At 66.6% G+C, this 19871-nt stretch carries 16 protein-coding genes and 2 tRNA genes; 10 read left to right on the top strand and 8 right to left on the bottom strand.

Annotated features, from left to right (window positions below; all coding sequences use genetic code 11):
* The 3 genes from AB7U46_RS08300 to AB7U46_RS08310 all read left to right on the top strand — a co-directional run.
* The coding region (locus tag AB7U46_RS08300; protein ID WP_428336488.1) for a hypothetical protein at positions 1–1141 on the top strand (1141 nt) is incomplete at its 5' end.
* 18 nt (positions 1142–1159) lie between these two features.
* On the top strand, positions 1160–1462 hold the full coding sequence (locus tag AB7U46_RS08305) for a hypothetical protein (RefSeq protein ID WP_428336489.1): 303 nt from the start codon (positions 1160–1162) through the stop codon (positions 1460–1462).
* Between the two features lie 112 nt (positions 1463–1574).
* Entirely contained in the window at positions 1575–2189 is a 615-nt protein-coding gene (locus AB7U46_RS08310; protein ID WP_428336490.1) for a hypothetical protein, read from the top strand.
* 897 nt (positions 2190–3086) lie between these two features.
* On the opposite strand, the gene AB7U46_RS08315 is transcribed toward AB7U46_RS08310, so the two are convergent.
* A tRNA-Ser gene (locus tag AB7U46_RS08315) sits at positions 3087–3174 on the bottom strand.
* A gap of 251 nt (positions 3175–3425) precedes the next feature.
* Here AB7U46_RS08315 and AB7U46_RS08320 point away from each other — a divergent pair.
* Genes AB7U46_RS08320 through AB7U46_RS08350 form a run of 7 tightly spaced genes read left to right on the top strand, consistent with a single transcriptional unit; the run spans position 3426 to position 9892 of the window.
* Entirely contained in the window at positions 3426–4421 is a 996-nt protein-coding gene (locus AB7U46_RS08320) for an SPOR domain-containing protein (protein ID WP_428336491.1), read from the top strand.
* A 15-nt stretch (positions 4422–4436) separates the two neighbouring features.
* Complete coding sequence (locus AB7U46_RS08325; RefSeq protein WP_428336492.1) at positions 4437–5603, top strand: D-alanyl-D-alanine carboxypeptidase family protein; 1167 nt, start codon at positions 4437–4439, stop codon at positions 5601–5603.
* A gap of 6 nt (positions 5604–5609) precedes the next feature.
* On the top strand, positions 5610–6227 hold the full coding sequence (gene tmk, locus AB7U46_RS08330; protein ID WP_428336493.1) for a dTMP kinase: 618 nt from the start codon (positions 5610–5612) through the stop codon (positions 6225–6227).
* A complete protein-coding gene (locus AB7U46_RS08335; protein WP_428336494.1) occupies positions 6224–7339 on the top strand; it encodes a DNA polymerase III subunit delta' in 1116 nt (371 codons plus the stop codon). The genes tmk and AB7U46_RS08335 overlap by 4 nt, the downstream gene beginning before the upstream one ends.
* A gap of 17 nt (positions 7340–7356) precedes the next feature.
* Positions 7357–8157, top strand: coding sequence for a TatD family hydrolase (locus tag AB7U46_RS08340; RefSeq protein ID WP_428336495.1), 801 nt, complete (start codon positions 7357–7359; stop codon positions 8155–8157).
* Positions 8154–8951, top strand: a complete 798-nt coding sequence (locus tag AB7U46_RS08345) for an MBL fold metallo-hydrolase (protein WP_428336496.1) — start codon at positions 8154–8156, stop codon at positions 8949–8951. The genes AB7U46_RS08340 and AB7U46_RS08345 overlap by 4 nt, the downstream gene beginning before the upstream one ends.
* A complete protein-coding gene (locus AB7U46_RS08350; protein WP_428336497.1) occupies positions 8948–9892 on the top strand; it encodes an AEC family transporter in 945 nt (314 codons plus the stop codon). Before AB7U46_RS08345 ends, AB7U46_RS08350 begins: the two co-directional genes overlap by 4 nt.
* Before the next feature lie 176 nt (positions 9893–10068).
* Here AB7U46_RS08350 and AB7U46_RS08355 read toward each other — a convergent pair whose 3' ends face one another.
* From AB7U46_RS08355 to AB7U46_RS08385, 7 genes are all read right to left on the bottom strand, one after another.
* Positions 10069–11028, bottom strand: coding sequence for an ABC transporter permease (locus tag AB7U46_RS08355; protein ID WP_428336498.1), 960 nt, complete (start codon positions 11026–11028; stop codon positions 10069–10071).
* A gap of 13 nt (positions 11029–11041) precedes the next feature.
* On the bottom strand, positions 11042–12295 hold the full coding sequence (locus tag AB7U46_RS08360; protein ID WP_428336499.1) for an ABC transporter permease: 1254 nt from the start codon (positions 12293–12295) through the stop codon (positions 11042–11044).
* 94 nt (positions 12296–12389) lie between these two features.
* A complete protein-coding gene (locus AB7U46_RS08365; RefSeq protein ID WP_428336500.1) occupies positions 12390–13463 on the bottom strand; it encodes an ABC transporter substrate-binding protein in 1074 nt (357 codons plus the stop codon).
* 133 nt (positions 13464–13596) lie between these two features.
* On the bottom strand, positions 13597–14700 hold the full coding sequence (locus AB7U46_RS08370) for an ABC transporter ATP-binding protein (RefSeq protein WP_428336501.1): 1104 nt from the start codon (positions 14698–14700) through the stop codon (positions 13597–13599).
* A 121-nt stretch (positions 14701–14821) separates the two neighbouring features.
* The gene (locus tag AB7U46_RS08375) at positions 14822–17590 is read right to left on the bottom strand and encodes a Hint domain-containing protein (protein ID WP_428336502.1); all 2769 of its coding nucleotides are present in this window, start codon (positions 17588–17590) and stop codon (positions 14822–14824) included.
* A gap of 190 nt (positions 17591–17780) precedes the next feature.
* Positions 17781–17867, bottom strand: a tRNA-Leu gene (locus AB7U46_RS08380).
* A 140-nt stretch (positions 17868–18007) separates the two neighbouring features.
* Positions 18008–19798 (bottom strand): peptidoglycan-binding domain-containing protein, encoded by a 1791-nt coding sequence (locus tag AB7U46_RS08385; RefSeq protein WP_428336503.1) that lies wholly within the window; start codon positions 19796–19798, stop codon positions 18008–18010.
* Positions 19799–19871: the final 73 nt, after the last annotated feature.

Consider the following 19871-nt stretch of genomic DNA (forward strand, 5'->3'; position numbering starts at 1 on the left):
CGATGCAATGGCCGCGATGGGCATTCCGCGCTTCCATATCTCTGTCCAGATCCAAGGAGTGGCGGACTTCAGCACGCCGAAGGCCATCTATGTGGCGGAAGTGTACTTCGTGCACGAGGAGATCGGCGCTCTCGGGACGATCGACGCTGGTGATGACTGGAAGTTTTTCACGGTTCTGGCTGGCCTCTATGGTGGTCCAGATCATACGGGGCAGGAGCGGCGGGGGCGCGACCTGGAGGCTATCGCCCGCGAAAATCCGCAGTCCTACGTGTTCGCACCCGTCACCGGCCTCATCTGCGACCTGATCGGAAACCCGGACGGCACGCTGGTGCATTACGATGACCTCTCGCTCCTGCGGCTCGGTCTGCGCCTGTCGGATGCGGTGCGGGCACAGTTTTTGGGCGTCAGCCAGATCAGTGATCGGCGGGTCGACGAGATGATGGTGCCCGCGACTGGACCGTGGGGCGAGCGGATGGGGCATCGAACCTATGAGGTGCTGACGGTTACCGACGCCACCTATGAGCCTACGATCCGTGGTGCGGATCTTCGCTATCGTGGCGAGACCGTGCGCTTTTCTGGGGCATGCACCTGCAATCTCGACGGTGGTGCAACTGCGACGTGGTCCGATGGTGGCGCTGGGTTCGAGTTTTACCAGCTATCCGACACCGACAGCGTGCTGATCAAGTGCTACCAGGATGCTGACAACAATCACCCGGTCGAGCTTGTCGGTGCGCCGTCTGGCGTCGTTGGAAGCGTTGGCCTGACCATTTCCGGGCAGGGGCGCGGGCGAGTATTCTATCAGTACAACCGCTGGGTCATCGACTGGACGCCGCGTCGCGGTCCGGCGCGTGGGATCAGGTCGCTCCCAGGAGATGCGAGCTTTACGCTCTCGTATCTCGACGGCTCCTATGTGCTCCTCGACGGCACCTTGACTGCCAATCGCAACTGCTTGCTTTCTTCGAGCGGGGCAGTGGCAGGTGACATCATGTCGCTGCGCTGCGGCGCCGGCGTGGGCACTTACAGCTGGGACATTTACGACGCTACCGTCACCACAAACCTGATCACGCTGGACAGTTCGACGGGGCTGGCAGAATTCGTCTTCGACGGCGCAGCATGGGTGCCGTGGCGCCGCGGCATCTGATCATCAAGGAGCATAATCATGGGTTATCAAGCGACGATCGACATCCCGCGCAGGACGTGGACCATGGTGACACAATCACTGGTAAGCGCGCTGCGCATCCAGAATTGTGGCCCTTATGATGTGCTCGTCATGGCCACCCCAGACGCAACAGCTCCGACGTCCGAGGACATTGGGTCACATGGTGAGATGCAACTGGCACGCGGCGAGGGATGGGGTGCTGATCGTGATCTTTCCGAGCTTTTTCCTGGCGCGATCACGACGACGGCTCATCTCTGGGTCTACTCTTCGGCTGGCGCCGGTGTCTCGGTGAGCCATGCGTGATCTGCAGATCTTCGGTGGCTTCATGCCGCGGAGACAGCGGACGGTCGCCTCCCTGTCGCCGGCCGCTTTCTACGACCCGTCGGATCTCGCGACGCTGTTCCAGGATGCCGCCATGACCATTCCGGTCACGGCGGACGGGCAGGCCGTCGGATCCATGCGCGACAAGAGCGGCAACGGGCATCACCTCGTTCAGTCTGCCGCGGCCTCCCGGCCGATCTACCACACCGACGGCACCCGGCACTGGATCACCTTCGACGGGGTCGACGACTACCTTTCGGGGGGCGTCGTGCACGGGGCGGTGCGCTCGCTCCATCTGGCGGTGCGCTATACCTCCGGCGATGCGGCGGTGTTCTACGGCGGGCGCAGTTCCACCAATGTGCGCTCCGTGGTGGGCGTGGGGGTGGGCAACGCTTTCGGGGTGGGCGTCGGCACGGCCTCGAACTACGGCAATACCGTCGGCGCGGCGCTCACCGGTCTCGACCGTATCGTCTATCTGTCCCACGACGGCACGACGGTCACCATGTGGACCAACGAGCCCGCCTCCAAGTCGCTGGCGCAATCGGGCCTGACCACGCCGGGGCAGGCGGCCTTTCTCGGCGCGATGAACAACGTGGGGACGCCGCTTTCGTATTTTGGCGGGCGGTTCTACGGGCTGATCGAAACCGCGACCATCCCGAGCGATGCCGACAAGGCCGTGATCCGCGCCTGGCTCGCGGCGCGCATCTGAGGGGGGCGCAACTGGATCGGATGCCCGGCAGAGATCGCGGAGATGGCTACATGGATGCGGGCGGTGCAAGCTGACGTGACCGGCGCGGCGGTGGCATGGTGATCTGATCGCTATCGCTGGTATGCTGTGCATTGTGATGGTGATCATTCATCATGAGATATGCAGTACATGCATGGCATGACTAATTTTCGCTTTTTCCGATAAACTAGGTGATCTAACGCTAAGTTATTGAATAATAATAACTTTGAACATGCTCCCATGGTTTTGATGTTGTGTTCCGAGTTCCACATGCTTTTTCTTTGGGCGTTATTCGTCTAATTCATTGTTTTTATGTTACTTTTCATTATTTTTTGTGTTTCGTGTCCTATCGTTAGAAGATCACTAATTTTTAGGTTTTTTTGACTTTTAAAGTCTCATGTTTTCCATGTTTCGACGCGTTATTTTTGATCTAGCTCTCTGTATTTCCATATTTTTTCGGCACTTCCCGCCTATTCTCACCTGTTCCCAGAAAGTCTCTTGTTTTTGACCGTTCACAACTCGACGCCGCGTCTGCCTAGCCCTAGCGCCAAGCGTGTCAACGGCGGGGCGATCCCCGAAACCCGGCCCCGGACGCAAGCTGCGATCCACCCTCAGCGGAGCGTCGGCGAAAAGGGCATCCGAGACGCCTGATGCCCCGAGGGGCCGCAAGAGCGGAATTCACGACCGAATTTCCAACATCCCGGAACGGGCGTCATGAACGGGCGCGAACCAGAGCCGTCACGTGCCCCGACGCTTCGGCCCCTCGTCGTCGCTCTCCGAACCGGTCAACCCGCCGAGTTTTCATGGCGGCCCAATGAGCCCCGCGACCTCGGCGACGACGCCGGGGGAAGGTGAACGGCCCCAACTCATTGCAACTATTGGCGGATGAGGTGGGATTCGAACCCACGGAACCTTTCGGTTCGCTGGTTTTCAAGACCAGTGCCTTAAACCACTCGGCCACTCATCCGCATCTGCTTTCAAGACCGGAGCCTCAAACCACCCGGCCCCACTGCCCTGCCCCGGTTAGACAGGTTCACGCGATTCTGAAAGCCGGCAGGCTCCGATTTCCGCCCAGCCGGCGCCGCCATGCTTTCCTTGCAACGCCGAAACCGCTAGAGTTCGCGCGAATGTCGGCTGCGGCGCCAGGCGCCCGGGCAGGGCCGATGCAATCGGGAAGCGGGTGACGCGGGGATCCACCCCGCGCGGAAGAGGGGCAAGATGGGCAAGCAGAAGGTGACGAGACACCTGCTGATGATCGGTGCGGCGGTCGCGCTCGCGGCATGCCAGGAGGGCACGCAGCCCCTCGGCTTCCTCAAGGGCGCACCGAAAGGCGATGCCGTGGCGGCCGATGCCGCCGCCGCCGATGGCGCCACCGCAGCCCCCGCGCCCGAGGCGACCTCCGCCCGGCTCGTCGAGCGCGACGTCGAGGCGCCCTCGGTCTTTTCCGTCGACGAGGAAGGGCTCTGGGATGGCCGGCCCTCGCTCGGCGGCGTCTGGGTCGCCCATCCGACGGTGAAAGACCCGGAGCGGGTCATCATCCGCAACCCCGCGAACGGCAAATTCGTGATCGGCGCGCTGTTCCGGCGCGAACGCGACAACCCCGGGCCGAAGCTGCAGGTCTCCTCCGATGCCGCGACGGCGCTTGGCATGCTCGCCGGCGCGCCGGTGAAGCTTTCGGTGGTGGCGCTGCGCCGCGAGGAGGCACCGGCGGAAACCGCCGCGCCGCTCGTCACCGACCCGGTGATCGCGGCGCCCGAGGCGATCGCCGCGCAGCCGATCGACGGCGCGAAACCCGCGAAGGGCGCGAAGACGACCGGCCCGGTCAGCGCCGAGGGCGGCAAGCCCGGCCAGGGCAAGGCCACCAGCGGCGAGATCGCCGCCAATGCCAAGGCCGCGATCGCCGCCGCCGAGGCGAAGCCCGCCACGGCGAAACCGGCGCCCGCGCCCGCCGCCGCCAAACCCGCCGCGACCAAGGCGCCCGCGGGCAAGATGTATGTCCAGCTTGGCATCTTCTCGGTCGAGGCCAATGCCAAGCGCGCCTCCGACCAGATGGCGAAGGCCGGCGTCGCCGCCACGATCCGCACCGAGCAGAGCCAGGGCAAGACCTTCTGGCGGGTGCTTGCAGGGCCGGCCTCCGGCACCGCGGATCGCGACGTACTTCTGAAGAAAATCAAGGGCCTGGGCTATTCCGACGCCTATGCCGTCTCGAAATAAGGACCACTGCAGCCGATGTTTGCGAACCGTCTTCTCGCCCTTCTCTGTCTTGCGCTGATCGCCGCGGCCCCCGCGCGCGCCTTCGAGACCCGCGCCTCCTCGGCCTGGGTCTACGACATGACGACGAAGACGGTGCTGCTCGAGAAGAACGCCGACGTGCCGCTGCCGCCGGCCTCGATGTCGAAGCTGATGACGCTCGATCTGCTGTTCGAAGCGCTGCGCGACAACCGTGTCACCCTCGACACCACCTTCCCGGTCTCGACCAAGGCGAAGTCGATGGGCGGCTCGACGATGTTCCTCAACGAGATGGACCGGCCCTCGGTGCGCGAGCTGATGCAGGGCATCGCGATCAACTCGGGCAATGACGCCTGCGTCGCGGTGGCCGAGGGGCTGGCGGGCTCCGAGGAGGCCTTCGCCAAGCTGATGACGGAGCGCGCGCGTCAGCTCGGCATGAACGACTCGAGCTTTGCCAATGCCTCGGGCTGGCCGCATCCCGAGCAGCGGATGTCGATGCATGACCTCGGCATTCTGGCGGTGCATCTGATCACCACCTTCCCCGAATATTACCCGCTGTTCTCCGAAACCCAGTACAATTACAAGGATCGCGCCCCGGCGAATTCGCACAACCGCAACCCGCTTCTGAAGATCGCGGCGGCCGACTGGCATGCCGACGGGCTCAAGACCGGGCACACCGAGGAGGCCGGTTTCGGCCTCGTCGGTTCGGCGGTGATGGGCGACCGGCGCGTGGTCTTCGTGATCTCGGGGATGAATTCCGACACCGAGCGCGCGCAGGAGGCGGAATCGATCGCGAACTGGGCGTTCCGGCAATTCGTGCTGAAGACGGTCGCGCCGAAGGGCACGCGGCTCGCGCAGGCGCCGGTCTGGCTGGGCGCCGAAGGCTCGGTCGGGCTCGTGCCGGCGGAGGACGTGAAGCTGCTGATCCCCGCTTCGGCGCAGAACGGCATCAAGGCGGAGGCGGTCTTCACCGGCCCGGTCTCGGCCCCGGTGAAGGCGGGCGACAAGCTCGGCGACCTCGTGATCACCATTCCGGGCGTCGACGAACCGACGAAAGTGCCGCTCGTCGCCGAGGCGGACGTGCCCGCGGGCGGCTTTCTCGTGCGGGTGAAAACGGCGCTCGGGCGGCTCACGTCGCGCGCGGCGCAGATGGCGACGAACAGCTGAGGGAAGATGTTCATCAGCTTCGAGGGCATCGACGGATCGGGCAAGTCCACGCAGGCGCGGATGCTGGCGGAGGCGCTCTCCGCGGCCGGCCATGAGGTGGTGGCGACGCGCGAGCCGGGCGGTTCGCCCGGCGCGGAGGAGATCCGTGCCCTCGTACTGCAGGGCGATCCCGAGCGCTGGTCGCCCGAAAGCGAGATCCTGCTTTTCACCGCGGCGCGGCGCGATCACCTCGAGCGCACGATCGACCCGGCGCTCACCGCGGGCAAGATCGTCGTCTGCGACCGTTTCGCGGATTCGACGCGGATGTATCAGGGCATGCGCCGCGAGGGGCTGCGCGCCCTCGTCGACGAGTTGCACCGGCTGATGATCGGGCGCGAGCCGGACCTCACCTTCCTGATCGACATCGAGCCCGAGGTCGGGCTTTACCGCGCCAAGGGCCGGCGCGGCCACGAGGAGCGGTTCGAGGACATGGGCCTCGAGCTGCAGGAGCGGATGCGCGAGGGGTTCCTCGGCCTGGCCCGCGAATACCCCGCGCGGTTCGTGGTGATCGACGGCGCCCGCGCCCCCGAGGACGTCGCGCGCGATATCCTCGCGCGCGCGCAGGCGGCGCTTGCGGCGCGATGAGCAAGGAGCTCGACTTCCCCGATCCGACGCAGGTCGAGGGTGCCCCCCACCCGCGCGAGGCCGCCGAGATCTTCGGGCAGGAGCGCGCGGAACACGCCTTTCTCGACGCGTTCAACTCCGGGCGGATGCACCACGGCTGGATGCTGACCGGCCCGCGCGGCGTCGGCAAGGCGACGCTCGCCTGGCGCATCGCGCGCTTTCTGCTGACCCAGCCGGAAGACGGCGGCGGCGGGCTTTTCGGCGCGCCCGAGCCGCCGGCAAGCCTTGCGAGCGACCCCGAGCATCCGGTGAGCCGGCGCATCCATGCCGGATCGGAGCCGCGGCTTTTCCACCTCAAACGCGGGCTGAACGCGACGGAATCGGCGCTTTCGCAGGACATCCGCGTCGACGAGGTGCGCAAGCTGAAGAACTTCCTGCAGCTCAGCGCGGCGGAGGGCGGGCGGCGCGTCGTCATCGTCGATGCCGCCGACGAGCTGGCCACCGCGGGCGCCAACGCGCTTCTGAAGCTGCTGGAGGAGCCCCCCGCGGGCGTCACCTTCCTGCTGATCGCACATCAGCCGGCGCGGCTTTTGCCGACGATCCGCTCGCGCTGCCGCGAGCTGCGGCTGGCGACGCTCGCCCCCGAAGAGATGGCGCGCGCGCTGATCCAGGCCGGCGCCGAGGTGGGCGAGGAGGCGCTCGCGCTCTCCGCCCTCGCCGCGGGATCGGTGGGCGAGGCGATCCGGCTCATCAACCTCGACGGGCTGGCGAGCTACGAAAAACTCACCGCGCTGATGGGCTCCCTGCCCCGGCTCGACCGCGTCCGGGCGCTGGCGCTCGCCGAGAGCATCACCGGCAAGGCGAACGAGCCGCGCTATGACCTGCTGATCGGGCTGATCGAGCTTTTCCTCGCCCGGCTCGCGCGTGCGGGGCTGTCCGGCCCGCCGCAGCCCGAGGGCGCACCCGGCGAGGCCGAGGCGCTCGCGCGGCTTGCCCCCGACGGCGCCGCCGCGCTCAAATGGGCGGCATTGCATCAGGAACTCGGCGCGCGCGCCCGCCACGGCAAGGCGGTCAACCTTGACCCCGCCGCGCTCGTCATGGATATGTTTCTGGCAATCACCGCGGCCGCATGACGGCCAGAGGACGTCCCGTGACCGAATTTCTCCCCCAGATCGTCGACAGCCATTGCCATCTCGATTTCCCCGATTTCGCCGAGGAACTGCCCGAGGTCGTCGCGCGCGCGCAGGCGGCGGGGGTGACGCGGATGGTCACGATCTGCACCCGGCTGCGGTCCGAGCCCGCGGTGCGTGCGATCGCCGAGCGCTTCGATTGCGTCTATTACGCCGCCGGCACGCATCCGATGTCGGCCCATGAGGAACCGCTCGTCACCGTCGAGGAGCTGGTCGCGCTGGCCAAGCATCCGAAATTCGTGGGGCTGGGCGAGACCGGGCTCGACTACCACTACACGGCCGAAAGCGCCGAGATCCAGAAGGTCTCGCTGCGCCTTCATATCGAGGCCGCGCAGGAGACCGGCCTGCCGCTCATCATCCACTCGCGCGAGGCCGATGACGACATGGCCGCGATCCTGACCGAGGGGATGAAGGCGCGGCCCTACTCCTGCGTGATGCATTGCTTCTCCTCGGGCGAGGCGCTCGCGCGCACCGCGATCGATCTCGGCTTCTACCTCTCGATGTCGGGCGTCGCGACCTTCCCGAAATCGGGGGAGATCCGCGAGATCTTCTCGCGCGCGCCGCTCGACCGGATTCTCGTCGAGACCGACAGCCCCTATCTCGCCCCGCCGCCCCATCGCGGGCGCCGCAACGAGCCGGCCTATACCGCGCTCACGGCAAAGGTCGGGGCCGAGGTCTTCGGCCTTTCGCTCGCGGATTTCGCCGCCGCGACCACGGCGAATTTCGACCGGCTGTTCTGGAAAGCAGGAGGCGCGAAATGACGCTGCGCTTCACCATTCTCGGCTGCGGCTCCTCGGGCGGCGTGCCGCGTATCGGGGGCCACTGGGGCGATTGCGACCCGAACAATCCGAAGAACCGCCGCACCCGCTGTTCGATGCTGGTCGAGCGGGTGGGTGCGGGCGGCACGACGCGCGTGCTGATCGACACTTCGCCCGACATGCGCGAGCAGCTCTTGCGCGCGGGCGTCGGCGCGCTCGATGCCGTGGTCTACACCCATAGCCACGCCGATCACGTCCACGGGCTCGACGATCTGCGCCAGATCACCTTCAACATGCGCGCGCGGCTGCCGGTCTGGGCCGACGGCGACACCACCGAGGCGCTGCTGAGCCGCTTCGGCTATGCCTTCGTGCAGCCGCCGGACAGCAACTACCCCCCGATCTGCGATCTGCGCTCGATCCATGGGCCGTTCGAGATTTCGGGCGCGGGCGGCGCGATCCCCTTCCGCCCGTTCAAGGTCGAGCATGGCAATATCGACGCGCTCGGCTTCCGGATCGGCGGGCTCGCCTATCTGCCCGACGTCTCGACGATCCCCGAGGCCGCCACCGCCTGCCTCGAGGGGCTCGACTGCTGGGTGATCGACGCGCTGCGCCGCACGCCGCATCCGACACATTTCAACCTCGCCACCGCGCTCGACTGGGTGGCGAAGGTGGGCGCGAAATCGGCGGTGCTGACGAACCTGCACATCGACCTCGACCATGACGTGGTCGAGGCCGAGACGCCCGACCATATCCACGCCGCTTTCGACGGGATGGTGATCGAGCTGCCCGCGCCATGAGCGCGCTGATCGACGTCATCCTGCCCGTCTTTCTGGTGATGGGTTTCGGCTATCTTGCGACCTGGCGCGGCCTTTTCACCGATGGCGCGGTCGAAGGGCTGATGCGCTTCGCCCAGACCTTCGCGGTGCCGGTGCTGCTTGCGCGCTCGATTGCAAAGCTCGACCTCGGCGCCTCCTATGACCTCGGGCTGATGGTGTCGTTCTACACCGGCGCGATCCTCGCCTTCGCGATCGGCATCGCGCTTTCGCGGCTCTGGCTCGACCGTTCGCCGGTCGATGCGGCGGCGATCGGGTTCTGCTGCCTCTTCTCGAATTCGCTGCTGCTCGGCATCCCGATCACCGAGCGCGCCTATGGCCATGAGGCGCTTGCCGGCAATTTCGCGATCATCTCGATCCATTCGCCCCTCTTGTTCACCATCGGCATCCTGACGATGGAGGCCGCGCGCAACCGCGGCGCCGGGCTTGGCGCGGTGGGGATCAATGCGCTCAAGGGGGTGCTGCGCACGCCGATGGTGATCGGGATCCTCTGCGGTTTCGCGATCAAGGCGGGGGTGAACGTCACCGGCCATGATCTGCCCGAGCCGGTCTGGGCGGCGATGAACATGGTCGCGGGGGCGGCGCTGCCCGCCGCGCTCTTCGGTCTGGGCGGCGTGCTGCACCGCTACAAGCCCGAGGGCGACAGCCGCGCGATCGCGATGGTCACCGTGCTCTCGCTGATCGTGCATCCGGGCGTCGCCTATGCGCTCGGCCACTGGGTCTTCGGCCTCTCGGCGGCGGGGCTGCGCTCAGCGGTGATGACGGCGGCGATGGCGCCCGGCGTCAACGCCTATATCTTCGCCAATATGTATGGCGCGGCAAAGCGCGTCGCCGCCTCGAGCGTGCTTGTCGCCACCGGCCTCTCGATCCTGACGATCTGGGGCTGGCTCGCGATCCTGCCGTAAGGCGGCAGGCACCGGCGGAGGGGGGCGCTGCCCCCCGGCTTCGCCCCCCCCCCGAGGTATTTTCGGCAAGATGAAAGCCCTCCCCTTCATCTTGCCCGAAATACCTCGGGGGGTTTCGTCGCAGACGAAAAAGGGGGGCAGCGCCCCCCTTCCCCGGTTTCCATGTCGCGAGGCGCTCAGCGCGGCGAGAGGCCCCGCAGCCGCTCCGAGCGGCGGCGCAGCAGTTCGACCGTGGTCAGGAGCGCGATCGAGATCACCACGAGGATCGTCGCCACCGCGAGGATCGCGGGCGAGATCTGCTCGCGGATGCCGTTCCACATCTGCCGCGGGATCGTCTGCTGGTCGTGGTTCGCGATGAAGAGCACGGCGACCACCTCGTCAAAGGAGGTGACGAAGGCGAAGAGCCCGCCCGAAACCACGCCCGGCATGATCAGCGGCATCACCACCCGGAAGAAGGCGGTGCGCGGGTTGGCGCCGAGCGAGGCGGCGGCGCGCACCAGCGACTGGTCGAAGCCGTAGAGCGTCGCGGTCACGGTGATGATCACGAAGGGGATGCCGAGTGCGGCATGGGCGAGGATGATGCCCGCATAGGTGCCCGCAAGCCGCCCCCATTCGAAATGCAGCCCATCGGTCAGGCTCACGACCGGCAGCCACTTGCCGGAGTAGAAGAAGAACATGCCGGTCGCCGAGATGATGATCGGCACGATCATCGGCGAGATCAGCACCGCCATGATCTGCTTGCGGAAGGGCATCTCCGGCCGGGTCAGGCCGAGCGCCGCGACGGTGCCGAGCGCGCTCGACAGCAGGGTCGCGAAGACGCCGATGATCACCGAGTTCTTCGCCGCCCGCATCCAGGTCGCGTTTTCCCAGAAATCCGTCCAGAAGGCCGGGCCGCGTTCGTTGTCGGGGCCCTGCATGCCGAAGGTGATGAGCTTGTCATACCAGCGCATCGAATAGCCCGCGGGATCGAAATGCAGCATCTTCTCGGTGAAGGTGAAATAGGGCTCGGCGTTGAAGCTCAGCGGGATCACGATGATGATCGGCGCGATCAGGAAGATGAAGATCAGCGCGCAGATCACGAGATAGGTGTAATGCCAGGCGCGTTCGAGCGGGCTTGCGTAGACGGGAAGGGCCATCGGTATCTTCTCCTCAGCCGAGCTTCATCTTGTCGATGCCGACGAGCTTGTCGTAGATCCAGAAGAAGATCAGAACGAGCGCCAGCAGCTCCGCGGCGAGCGCGGCGGCAAGCGACCAGTTCAGCGTCTTCTGCATGTGCATCGCGATCATGTTGGAAATCATCTGCCCATCGGCGCCGCCGACGAGGGCGGGGGTGATGTAGTAGCCCATCGCCAGGATGAAGACGAGAAGCCCCCCTGCCCCGATCCCCGGCAGCGTCTGCGGCAGGTAGACCCGGCGGAACGCCGTCCAGGAGGTGGCGCCGAGCGAGCGCGCCGCGCGGACATAGGAGGGCGGGATCGTCTTCATCACCGAATAGAGCGGCAGGATGGTGAAGGGCAGCAGGATATGGGTCATCGCCACGATCGTGCCGGTCTTGTTGTACATCATCTGGATCCGGCCATCCTCGCCGATGATATGCAGCCAGACGAGCAGGTCGTTCAGCACGCCCTGACTTTGCAACAGCACCATCCAGGCGGTGGTGCGCACCAGAAGCGAGGTCCAGAACGGCAAGAGCACGAGGATCATCAGCAGCATCGCCTTGCGCATCGGCAGCGTGGCCAGAAGATGCGCGATCGGGAAGCCGAGCAGCAGGCAGATCGCGGTGATCTCGAGCGAGAGCGCGACGGTGCGCCACATCAGCTTCTTGTAGATCGCCTGCCCCTCGGCGACACCGGTGATATGGCCCTGCGCGTCGCGCGTCAGGTCATTCGCGGCGAGGTAGAAGTCGATCGTCCAGGGCGAGGAGGCCGAGCGCATCGCGCGCCAGATGATGGGATCGTCCCATTTCTTCTCGGCCTTGAGGATCGCCTCCTTGAAGGGCGGCTGGAACTTGTCGGCGCCGCGCGCGGTGCCGGTGAACAGCGAGCGGGTGCCGGAGACGTCATAGTTGATCCGGGTGCCCGCCTCGCCGGCGGTGCGGTCCTTCTTCATCTGCGCGAGATCGGCGGCGAGCGCGGCATAGGCGCTCTCGTCGATCTCCGAGCCCTTCGGATGGCTGTCGAACCAGGCGACGAGGTTCGGCGCATTCTTCGAGAAGGTGTCGTTGTAGATCGACTGGAACAACATCTGCCCGATCGGCACGATGAAGGAGATCAGGATGAACAGAAAGAGCGGCGCGACGAGCATCAGGGCACGGCGGCGGCGGACGGCAAGGGAGGCGGCGAGTGCGGCCTTGAGCGGCTTGCCGTCGGCGGTGGTGATCAACTGGGAGGTCGCGTCGGTCATTCGGTTCCCCTAGGGCATACAGGGAGAGCCCGCCGCGGAGAGCCGCGGCGGTCGGAAAGAGGACGGGGGTATCCCCGCCCTCCGGATCAGGAGATCAGCTCGCCAGCCAGGCGTTGAACTTCTCGGCGAGTTCCGCGTCGTGGTCCGCCCAGAAGGTCGGGTCGGTCCAGATCGGGTTCTTCATGTTCTCCGGGTTGGTCGGCATGTAGGGGGCCATTTCGGTCTTGCCGTCCTTGTACATGCCGATCAGCGCGTTCGACGATTTCCGGGCCGGGCCGTAGGCGATGTATTTCGCCTGGTCGGCGAGGCGCTGGGTGTCGGTCGAGAAGGCGAGGAACTTCATCGCGTCTTCCAGATGCGGCGCGCCCTTCGGGATCACCCAGAGGTCGTAGTCCATGTATTCGCCGTCCCAGATCGTGCCGAAGGGCTTGCCCTCACCCACTTCGGCGGCGAAGAAGCGGCCGTTGTAGCCGGTGGTCATCGAGACTTCGCCATCGGCGAGGAGCTGCGGCGGCTGCGCGCCGGCTTCCCACCAGACGATGTCCTTCTTGATGGTGTCGAGCTTGGCGAAGGCGCGCGCGACGCCCTCGTCGGTGCCGAGCACCTCATAGACCTGGTCGGGCGCGACGCCATCGGCGACGAGCGCCATTTCCATCGTGCGCTTGGCGGTCTTCAGCAGGCCGCGCTTGCCCGGGTATTTCGTGGTGTCGAAGAAGTCGGCGAGGGTCGAGGGCTCGTCGCCGGTGAACTTCGTCTTGTCATAGGCGATCACGGTGCCCCAGACGATGTTCGCGACGGCGCAATCCTGGATCGCGCCCGGGACGAAGTCCTCGGTCGCCGGGGTGCCATCGGGCGCGGGCGGCAGGATCGCCGGGTCGATCGGCTCGAGCAGGCCCTCGTCGCACATGCGGATCGCGTCGGAGAGCTCGACGTCGGAGAGGTCGATCGAGACGTTGCCGGCCTCGGCCTGCGCCTTCACCGGGGCCGCCGGATTGTCGGCGTCGATCGAGTTGATCTTGATGCCGGTCATCTCGGTGAAGGGCTTGTGATAGGCCTCGACCTGGGAAACGGTATAGGCGCCGCCCCAGGAGACGATGTTGAGCTCCTGCGCCTGCGCGGCAAGGCCGGTGGCGACGAGCGCCGTCGTGGCGATCAGCAGTTTCTTCATGGATACACTCCCGTGTTGGTTCTTCGACTTGCGTCTGATTGGCCGCTTGGCGGCTTCGTTTGGCCGCTGCGCGGCGGGGGTGCCACCTCGTGGCGCGTCCGGCGGAGCCCGCCGGACGGAAGCTTGGGGCGCGTCACATCGGATCGAGAGCGCGCGCATCGGCCGGGTGCCAGCCGATCTTCAGCTTTTCGCCGGGGACAAGCTTGGTCTGGCCGATGGTATTGCGCGATTTCATCACGAAATCCTCGGTGCCGGCAACCCGCATCCGCGTGCGGAAGATGTCGCCCATGTAGATCACCTCGAGCACCTCGGCCTCGATCATATGGGCGCCCTCGGGCATCATCTCGGATTTGAACTCGACACGTTCGGGGCGGATCGAGACGAGCGTCTCCTGCCCGACGTGGCGGATGTTGACCGGGGTCGCGTCGATCAGCTCGCCGGTCTGCAGCCGCACGGTACATTTCTCGTTGTCGTAGCTCTCGACGGTGCCGGGCAGCTTGTTGTTCTCGCCGATGAACTGGGCGACGAAGCTGTTCTTCGGCCGCTCGTAAAGTTCGTCAGGCGGCGCGAGCTGCTGGATCCGGCCGTCGTTGAACACCGCGACGCGGTCCGACATCGTCAGCGCCTCGCCCTGGTCGTGGGTGACGTAGACGACGGTGATGCCGAGGCGGTTGTGCAGCTCCTTGATCTCGAACTGCATATGCTCACGCAGCTGCTTGTCGAGCGCGCCGAGCGGTTCGTCCATCAGCACGAGTTCGGGGTCGAAGACCAGCGCACGGGCGAGCGCGATGCGCTGCTGCTGGCCGCCCGACATCTGCGCCGGCCGGCGATGGGCGAACTTGCCCATCTGCACCCTGTCGAGCGTGCGCATCACCTTTTCCTCGCGCTCCGCCTTGCCCAACTTGCGGACCTCGAGCGGGAAGGCGAGGTTCTCGGCGACCGACATATGCGGGAACAGCGCGTAATTCTGGAACACCATGCCGATGCCGCGCTTGTGGGGCGGCATTTCGTTGATGTTGGTGCCGCCCAGCAGGATCTTGCCGTGCGTGGCGGTTTCGAAGCCGGCAAGCATCATCAGGCAGGTGGTCTTGCCCGAGCCCGAGGGGCCGAGCATGGTGAGAAACTCGCCCTTGCCGATCGACAGGTTGAGATCCTTAACAACCAAGGTCTCGCCGTCATAGCTTTTCTGGACATGTTCAAAAACGACGAATCCGTCGCCGGTATCGGTGGCAGTCAAACTCGGGCTCCCCGTGGTTATTCTGGTTCGTTAGCTCCCGTGGCCCGAACTAAAACAGGGGATTTTCAGGATTTCAACCGTCAATTCCCGAAGCGCGAAAGTGCCCGCGCAGCGAGGAGGCTCACGTTACAAAACCGTCAAAAAACGTCATTGTGCGTGCAAGGCGCGACCATTGTGCACATGCAGAACGATGGATTTTGCAGCGCGGCAAGAACGGGCGGATGCGCAAGGAATAGGCATTTTCGACCGGCGCCAGCCCGAACACCCCCGGCACTAGCGCCGGAAGGCTGCGAATCAATGCCTGCCGCGACGTCACCGAGAGCGCGGCGAAGCCGAAGGGACCGGGCCAGAAGCTCTCCACCCAGATCCCCCCGGCCGCGATCAGCGCGTGACGTTCGAGCAGGAGGTGGCAGTAAGTGACCGCGTCGCCGCCCGGCCGGGCGAGGCCGCGCAGGAGCCGCGCGCCGCCCCAGCCGCTTTGCGCCAGATGCCCGGCGCGGGCGAGCGCCCCGCCCGCCCCCTCGGGCATGTAAAGCCCGTGCTGGCGCGAAAACCGCACCGGTGCGGCATTGCCGAAGGCCCCGGCCGCGATCTCGACCGGCAGGAGCCGCGGCTCGGCGCGCATCTGCGCCGCGCTCACCCGCCGCTGCCCCGCCCAGAGCACCGGCAAGGGCGCGCCGTCGCGGGTGAGGACGAGATCGCCGGGGCAAAGCCGCTCGATCGCCACCGGGCCCTGCGGCGTGGCGATCGGGGTGCCCGCGACGATGCAGGGGATGCCCATCGAATGGAGCACGGGGGCGGAGTTCACGCTGGTGGCGGAAACGCCGAGCAGCGTCACGCTCTCCCCGCCCGGGAAGGTCAGCACCGCATTGCCCGAACCGTCGTCGGTGACGGTGACGTCCCAGGCGTTGACCGGGTTGCCGGTGCCGTCGTGCAGGTCGCTGACGTCGAGCTGATCGGTGGTCAGCCCGCCGATCACCGTCATGTCGAAATCGGTGACGGTATCGGCGCCGGAGCCGTCGTCGAAATCGAAGACGTCGGCGCCGCTGCCGCCGCTCAGCACGTCGTTGCCGCTGCCGCCCTGCAGCAGGTCCGCCCCGGCGTCGCCGCTGATCGTGTCGTTGCCCGCGCCGCCGCGCAGCGTGTCGGCGCCGTCGCCCCCCGAAAGCGTGTCGGCGCCGCTGCCGCCGAGGAGGGAATCGTCCCCGGCCCCGCCCGAGAAGTTCACCCCGCCTCCGCTCACCGCCGAGGCGTCGAGCGTGTCGGCGCCGGCGGTGCCGCTGACCGCCTCGATCTCGCTGAAGCTGCCGGTGCTTCCGGTCATCGTCCAGCTGCCGCTTTCCGGCCCGGTCATCGTGACCTGCACACCCGAGCCGGTGAATTCCAGCGTGTCGGAATCGGTGCCGGTCTCGCCGCCGAAGATGGTGTCGGTGCCGTCGCCCTCGGCGATGCGGATCACGTCGGCGTCGGCGCCGCCGAGGATGCTGTCGTTGCCGGTGCCGCCGGTGATCGTGTCGGCCCCGGTGCCGCCGTCGATCGTGTCGTTGCCGGCACCGCCGTCGATCACATCGGCCCCCGCGCCGCCGCTGATCGTGTCATTGCCGCTGCCGCCGCTGATCGTATCGGCGCCGGCGCCACCGAGGATGGTGTCGTCCCCGCCCCCGCCGCTCAGGCTCAGCCCGCTGGCGTCGAGCGTCGCGTCGATCCGGTCGGCATAGCCGGTGCCCACCACCGCCTCGATATTGTCGAAGCTGACGGTATTGGCACCGTTCGTCGCGCCGCCATCCTCCGAACCGGTGAAAGTGACGTTGACCGCGGAGCTCAGCGCCGAGAAATCGAGCGTGTCGGTGTCGGAGGTGGTGCCGGCGAGACTGTCGCCCCAGACCGTGTCGCTGCCGAACCCGTCATAGAAGGTGAAGACGTCCTCGTCGGCGCCGCCATAGAGCACGTCATTGCCGGCGCCGCCGGTGAGCGTGTCCCGCCCCGCGTCGCCATAAAGCGTGTCGTTGCCGAGACCGCCGGAAAGATAGTCGGCGCCGTCCCCGCCGTGCAGCTGATCGTTTCCGGCCTCGCCATAGAGCGTGTCGTTGCCGGTGCCGCCGTAGATCGTGTCGTCGCCATCCTCGCCATAGACGAGATCGTTGTCGGCGCCGCCGTCGACCCAGTCGTTGCCGGCGCCCGCCCAGATCGTGTCGTTGCCGGCGTCGCCATAGATCGTGTCGTTGTAGACATAGCCGGTGGAGCCCGCGTAATCGTCGATCACGTCATTGCCGTCACCGCCATGCACGAGGTCGCCGCCGGTGCCGAAATAGATCGTGTCGTTGCCGGTGCCGCCGTCGATCGTGTCGGCGCCCGCCCCGCCCGCGATCGTGTCGTCGCCCGCCCCGCCATAGAGCGAGTCGTTCAGCGTGCCGCCCTCGATGTTGTTTGCGAGATCGGGGTCGTAGGTCGTCGAGGAAATCGAGGTATAGGTCGGCCCCGTCGTGACGTCGGGGATCGAGCTGACCTGATAGGTGACACCGGGCTGCAGCGGCGCCGAGGTGATCTCGCCGACGACGGCGCCGTTGATCTCGACGATATACATCGTGATCGTCGAACCGTCGGGCGCGGTGAAGACCGCCGCGCTTTCCAGATAGGCCTGGCCCGAAGCGATGACGTTGCCGCTCGCATCGTGGACGGTGAGGTACTGGTTCGAGTCGTTGCCGTGCTCGTCGGCGAAGTTGTCGCCAGCGATGTTGCCGTCGTCATCGGTGAAGGTGAAGCTGCGGACATCGGTGGACACGTCCCATGTCGGGTCGAGCATGAAGCGCGATCCGACATTGAGGACGTTGCCGCCCCCCTCGATGAGGAAATCCCCACCGTAATAGCCGTTGAACACATAGGTCGCCAAGACCAATGCCCCCTTGGACCTGCCCAAGTACAGAGTCACCCGTGGGCAAGTCTCGGCGTGAATTGCTGATACAGGGTTAATCGGGGCCGGAAGATCCGCTGCATTTTCAAAGAATTGCGCGGAGTTCCAAAGCCGGCCCGGAAAATGACGAAGCCCGGACCGAGGTCCGGGCTTGCGGCCATCAGGCCAGTGGTGCGGTTGAAAAGACTCGAACTTTCACGGGAGTTACCCCACAGCGACCTCAACGCTGCGCGTCTACCAATTCCGCCACAACCGCACGCTCTGGCTTGGTGAAGGGGCATTTAGCGGAGCCCGCGGGGAATGAAAAGCCCCATTTTCGCAAGAAACGATTTTCTCGTGAAAAAAGTCGGGGGCGCCCTTCGGCGCCCCCCTTTCGTCTTGCCCGGAGCGCCCCGGTCAGGGCGCGCTGGTCGCGACCGGCGTCGGGATCTTCGCCGCGCCGGTGGCGATCAGGTTCGCCGCGGCGCCGGCAAAACCGACGAGCCCGCCGGGCGCGGCACCCGCGCTGGTGCTCGGCGCGGCGGCCACCGGCACCGGCAGCATCGGCGTCGCCTCGGCGCGGCCGTTGAGCGCCATCGCCGCCTTGTGGATCAGCGCCGCGCGATCGGGCTGATCGGGCAGGAACACCGGGGTCTGACCGATCGAGAGCGCATTGCCCGCGAGGTCATACCAGTCGAGCGCCAGATCGGCATGCTTGTCGATGCCGACACCGGAAACGAGATGGTGGCCGATCAGCTCGGCATAGACCATGTTGCCGGTGCCCGAGAGCACCAGCGCCGAGGCCAGCGCGACCTCCGGCTCATCCGTGCCGTAGCCCATGCCGAGGCAGACCTTCGCAGTGCCGACGAGCTGATCCTCGGGCATGCCCGATTGCGCGATCCAGCCCTGGATCGAGGCGATCATGTCGTCACGCGGCGTGGTGCCGATCAGCGCGACCTGATCCTTCAGCGCGGCGCCGAAGCCACGGCACTGATCCGCGATCTGCGGCGGGGTGAAGCCCTGGATCCCCTTGGCGAGGGTCTCGCCCTCCTCCTTCGCCGCGGCCGAGACCTGGCAGAACTGCTCGCCCAGCGCCTGCGCCGGGTCGTTCATCATCGCCACCGTCTGCGGCATACCATTGGCGCCGGCCTTCGCCTTCACCCCGGAGCAATAGCTCACCAGCGTGACCTTGGGCGCAGCCATCGCCGAGCCGAAGGAGGGCATCGCCGGGGCCGGGGCCGCGGGCTGTTGCGCCACCGGCGTGGTGAAGCTCGGCATCGCCGGCGCGGGAGAGCCGACCATCGTCGCGCCGGGCAGCGCGGGGGTCGGCGCCGGCATCGCCGGCTGCGCCGCGACCGCGGTCGGCGCGCCGCCGCTCACGATCGAGCAGGCGCCCTGCAGGCAGCTGAAGGAGGCCGGCGTCGCCCCGGCCAGCTGGAAGTCGTTGCGCTGATAGCCCGAGGGGGTCGAGGCGAAGACCTCGACGGTGCAGGCCGAGCCGTTGCACCAGAAGCCCGAGCCGGTCTTCGCGGTGTCGATCAGGTAATCGGTGCGCCCGTCGTTGTTCATGTCGGCGAGCTGGATGAAGCCCGCGCGCTGGATCAGCTGCATCCCCTCGACGCCGGAGTTGCGCGAGATCTCGTCCACCGCCGAGGCGACCTCGGGCGGCAGGCCGCCATAGCTGTTCGAGGCATAGGTGCCGCCGCCCATCGCGCCGCCGCCCATCATTTCGTCGCGCTGTTTGAGCAGCATGCCGCGAATGCCCTGCGGGCCGGCGGCCGCCTGCTGCACCTGCGGCCCGCCGATCATCGCGCGATTGTAGGCGGTGACGAGGATCTGACGCTCCATCTCGGTCAGCTGGCCGGTCGCGGGATAGCCGAGCAGCGCCTGATACTGGCCGATCGCGGCGCGCGACTTCGCGCCGAGCACCCCGTCGGGCGAGCCCACCGGATAGCCGAAGTAGTTGAGCGAGGTCTGCACCTCGCGGTTCTGCTCGCGCTGGTAGCTGGACACCGCCGGAGCCTTCGGCGCGGTGCGCCGCACGGTGGTGGTGCGATGCGAGCGGTTCGCCTCGTTCACGATCGCGCCGCCGATGATGCCGCCGATGATGCCGCCGACGACATCCGAGCCCCCCGCGAGCGCGGGCGCCGCGCCCTCGGCCATCAGCCCCAGCGAGACCAGGCCCGCCACAAGATACTTCACCCTCATACCTTCCTCCAAACACTCGTGCCGCCTCTCCCCCAGGATCCGGCGGCGATCAATCCTGCGTGAGTTTTGAGGC

This window comes from Paenirhodobacter sp., assembly GCF_050177655.1.
In the GTDB taxonomy this organism is placed as follows: Bacteria; Pseudomonadota; Alphaproteobacteria; order Rhodobacterales; family Rhodobacteraceae; genus Rhodobacter.

Bases quoted from the DNA above. Each gene is read 5' to 3' on its own strand.
- AB7U46_RS08305 (WP_428336489.1), top strand. From the start codon at position 1,160: ATGGGTTATCAAGCGACGATCGACATCCCGCGCAGGACGTGGACCATG.
- AB7U46_RS08310 (WP_428336490.1), top strand. From the start codon at position 1,575: ATGACCATTCCGGTCACGGCGGACGGGCAGGCCGTCGGATCCATGCGC.
- AB7U46_RS08320 (WP_428336491.1), top strand. From the start codon at position 3,426: ATGGGCAAGCAGAAGGTGACGAGACACCTGCTGATGATCGGTGCGGCG.
- AB7U46_RS08325 (WP_428336492.1), top strand. From the start codon at position 4,437: ATGTTTGCGAACCGTCTTCTCGCCCTTCTCTGTCTTGCGCTGATCGCC.
- tmk (WP_428336493.1), top strand. From the start codon at position 5,610: ATGTTCATCAGCTTCGAGGGCATCGACGGATCGGGCAAGTCCACGCAG.
- AB7U46_RS08335 (WP_428336494.1), top strand. From the start codon at position 6,224: ATGAGCAAGGAGCTCGACTTCCCCGATCCGACGCAGGTCGAGGGTGCC.
- AB7U46_RS08345 (WP_428336496.1), top strand. From the start codon at position 8,154: ATGACGCTGCGCTTCACCATTCTCGGCTGCGGCTCCTCGGGCGGCGTG.
- AB7U46_RS08350 (WP_428336497.1), top strand. From the start codon at position 8,948: ATGAGCGCGCTGATCGACGTCATCCTGCCCGTCTTTCTGGTGATGGGT.
- AB7U46_RS08355 (WP_428336498.1), bottom strand. From the start codon at position 11,028: ATGGCCCTTCCCGTCTACGCAAGCCCGCTCGAACGCGCCTGGCATTAC.
- AB7U46_RS08360 (WP_428336499.1), bottom strand. From the start codon at position 12,295: ATGACCGACGCGACCTCCCAGTTGATCACCACCGCCGACGGCAAGCCG.
- AB7U46_RS08365 (WP_428336500.1), bottom strand. From the start codon at position 13,463: ATGAAGAAACTGCTGATCGCCACGACGGCGCTCGTCGCCACCGGCCTT.
- AB7U46_RS08385 (WP_428336503.1), bottom strand. From the start codon at position 19,798: ATGAGGGTGAAGTATCTTGTGGCGGGCCTGGTCTCGCTGGGGCTGATG.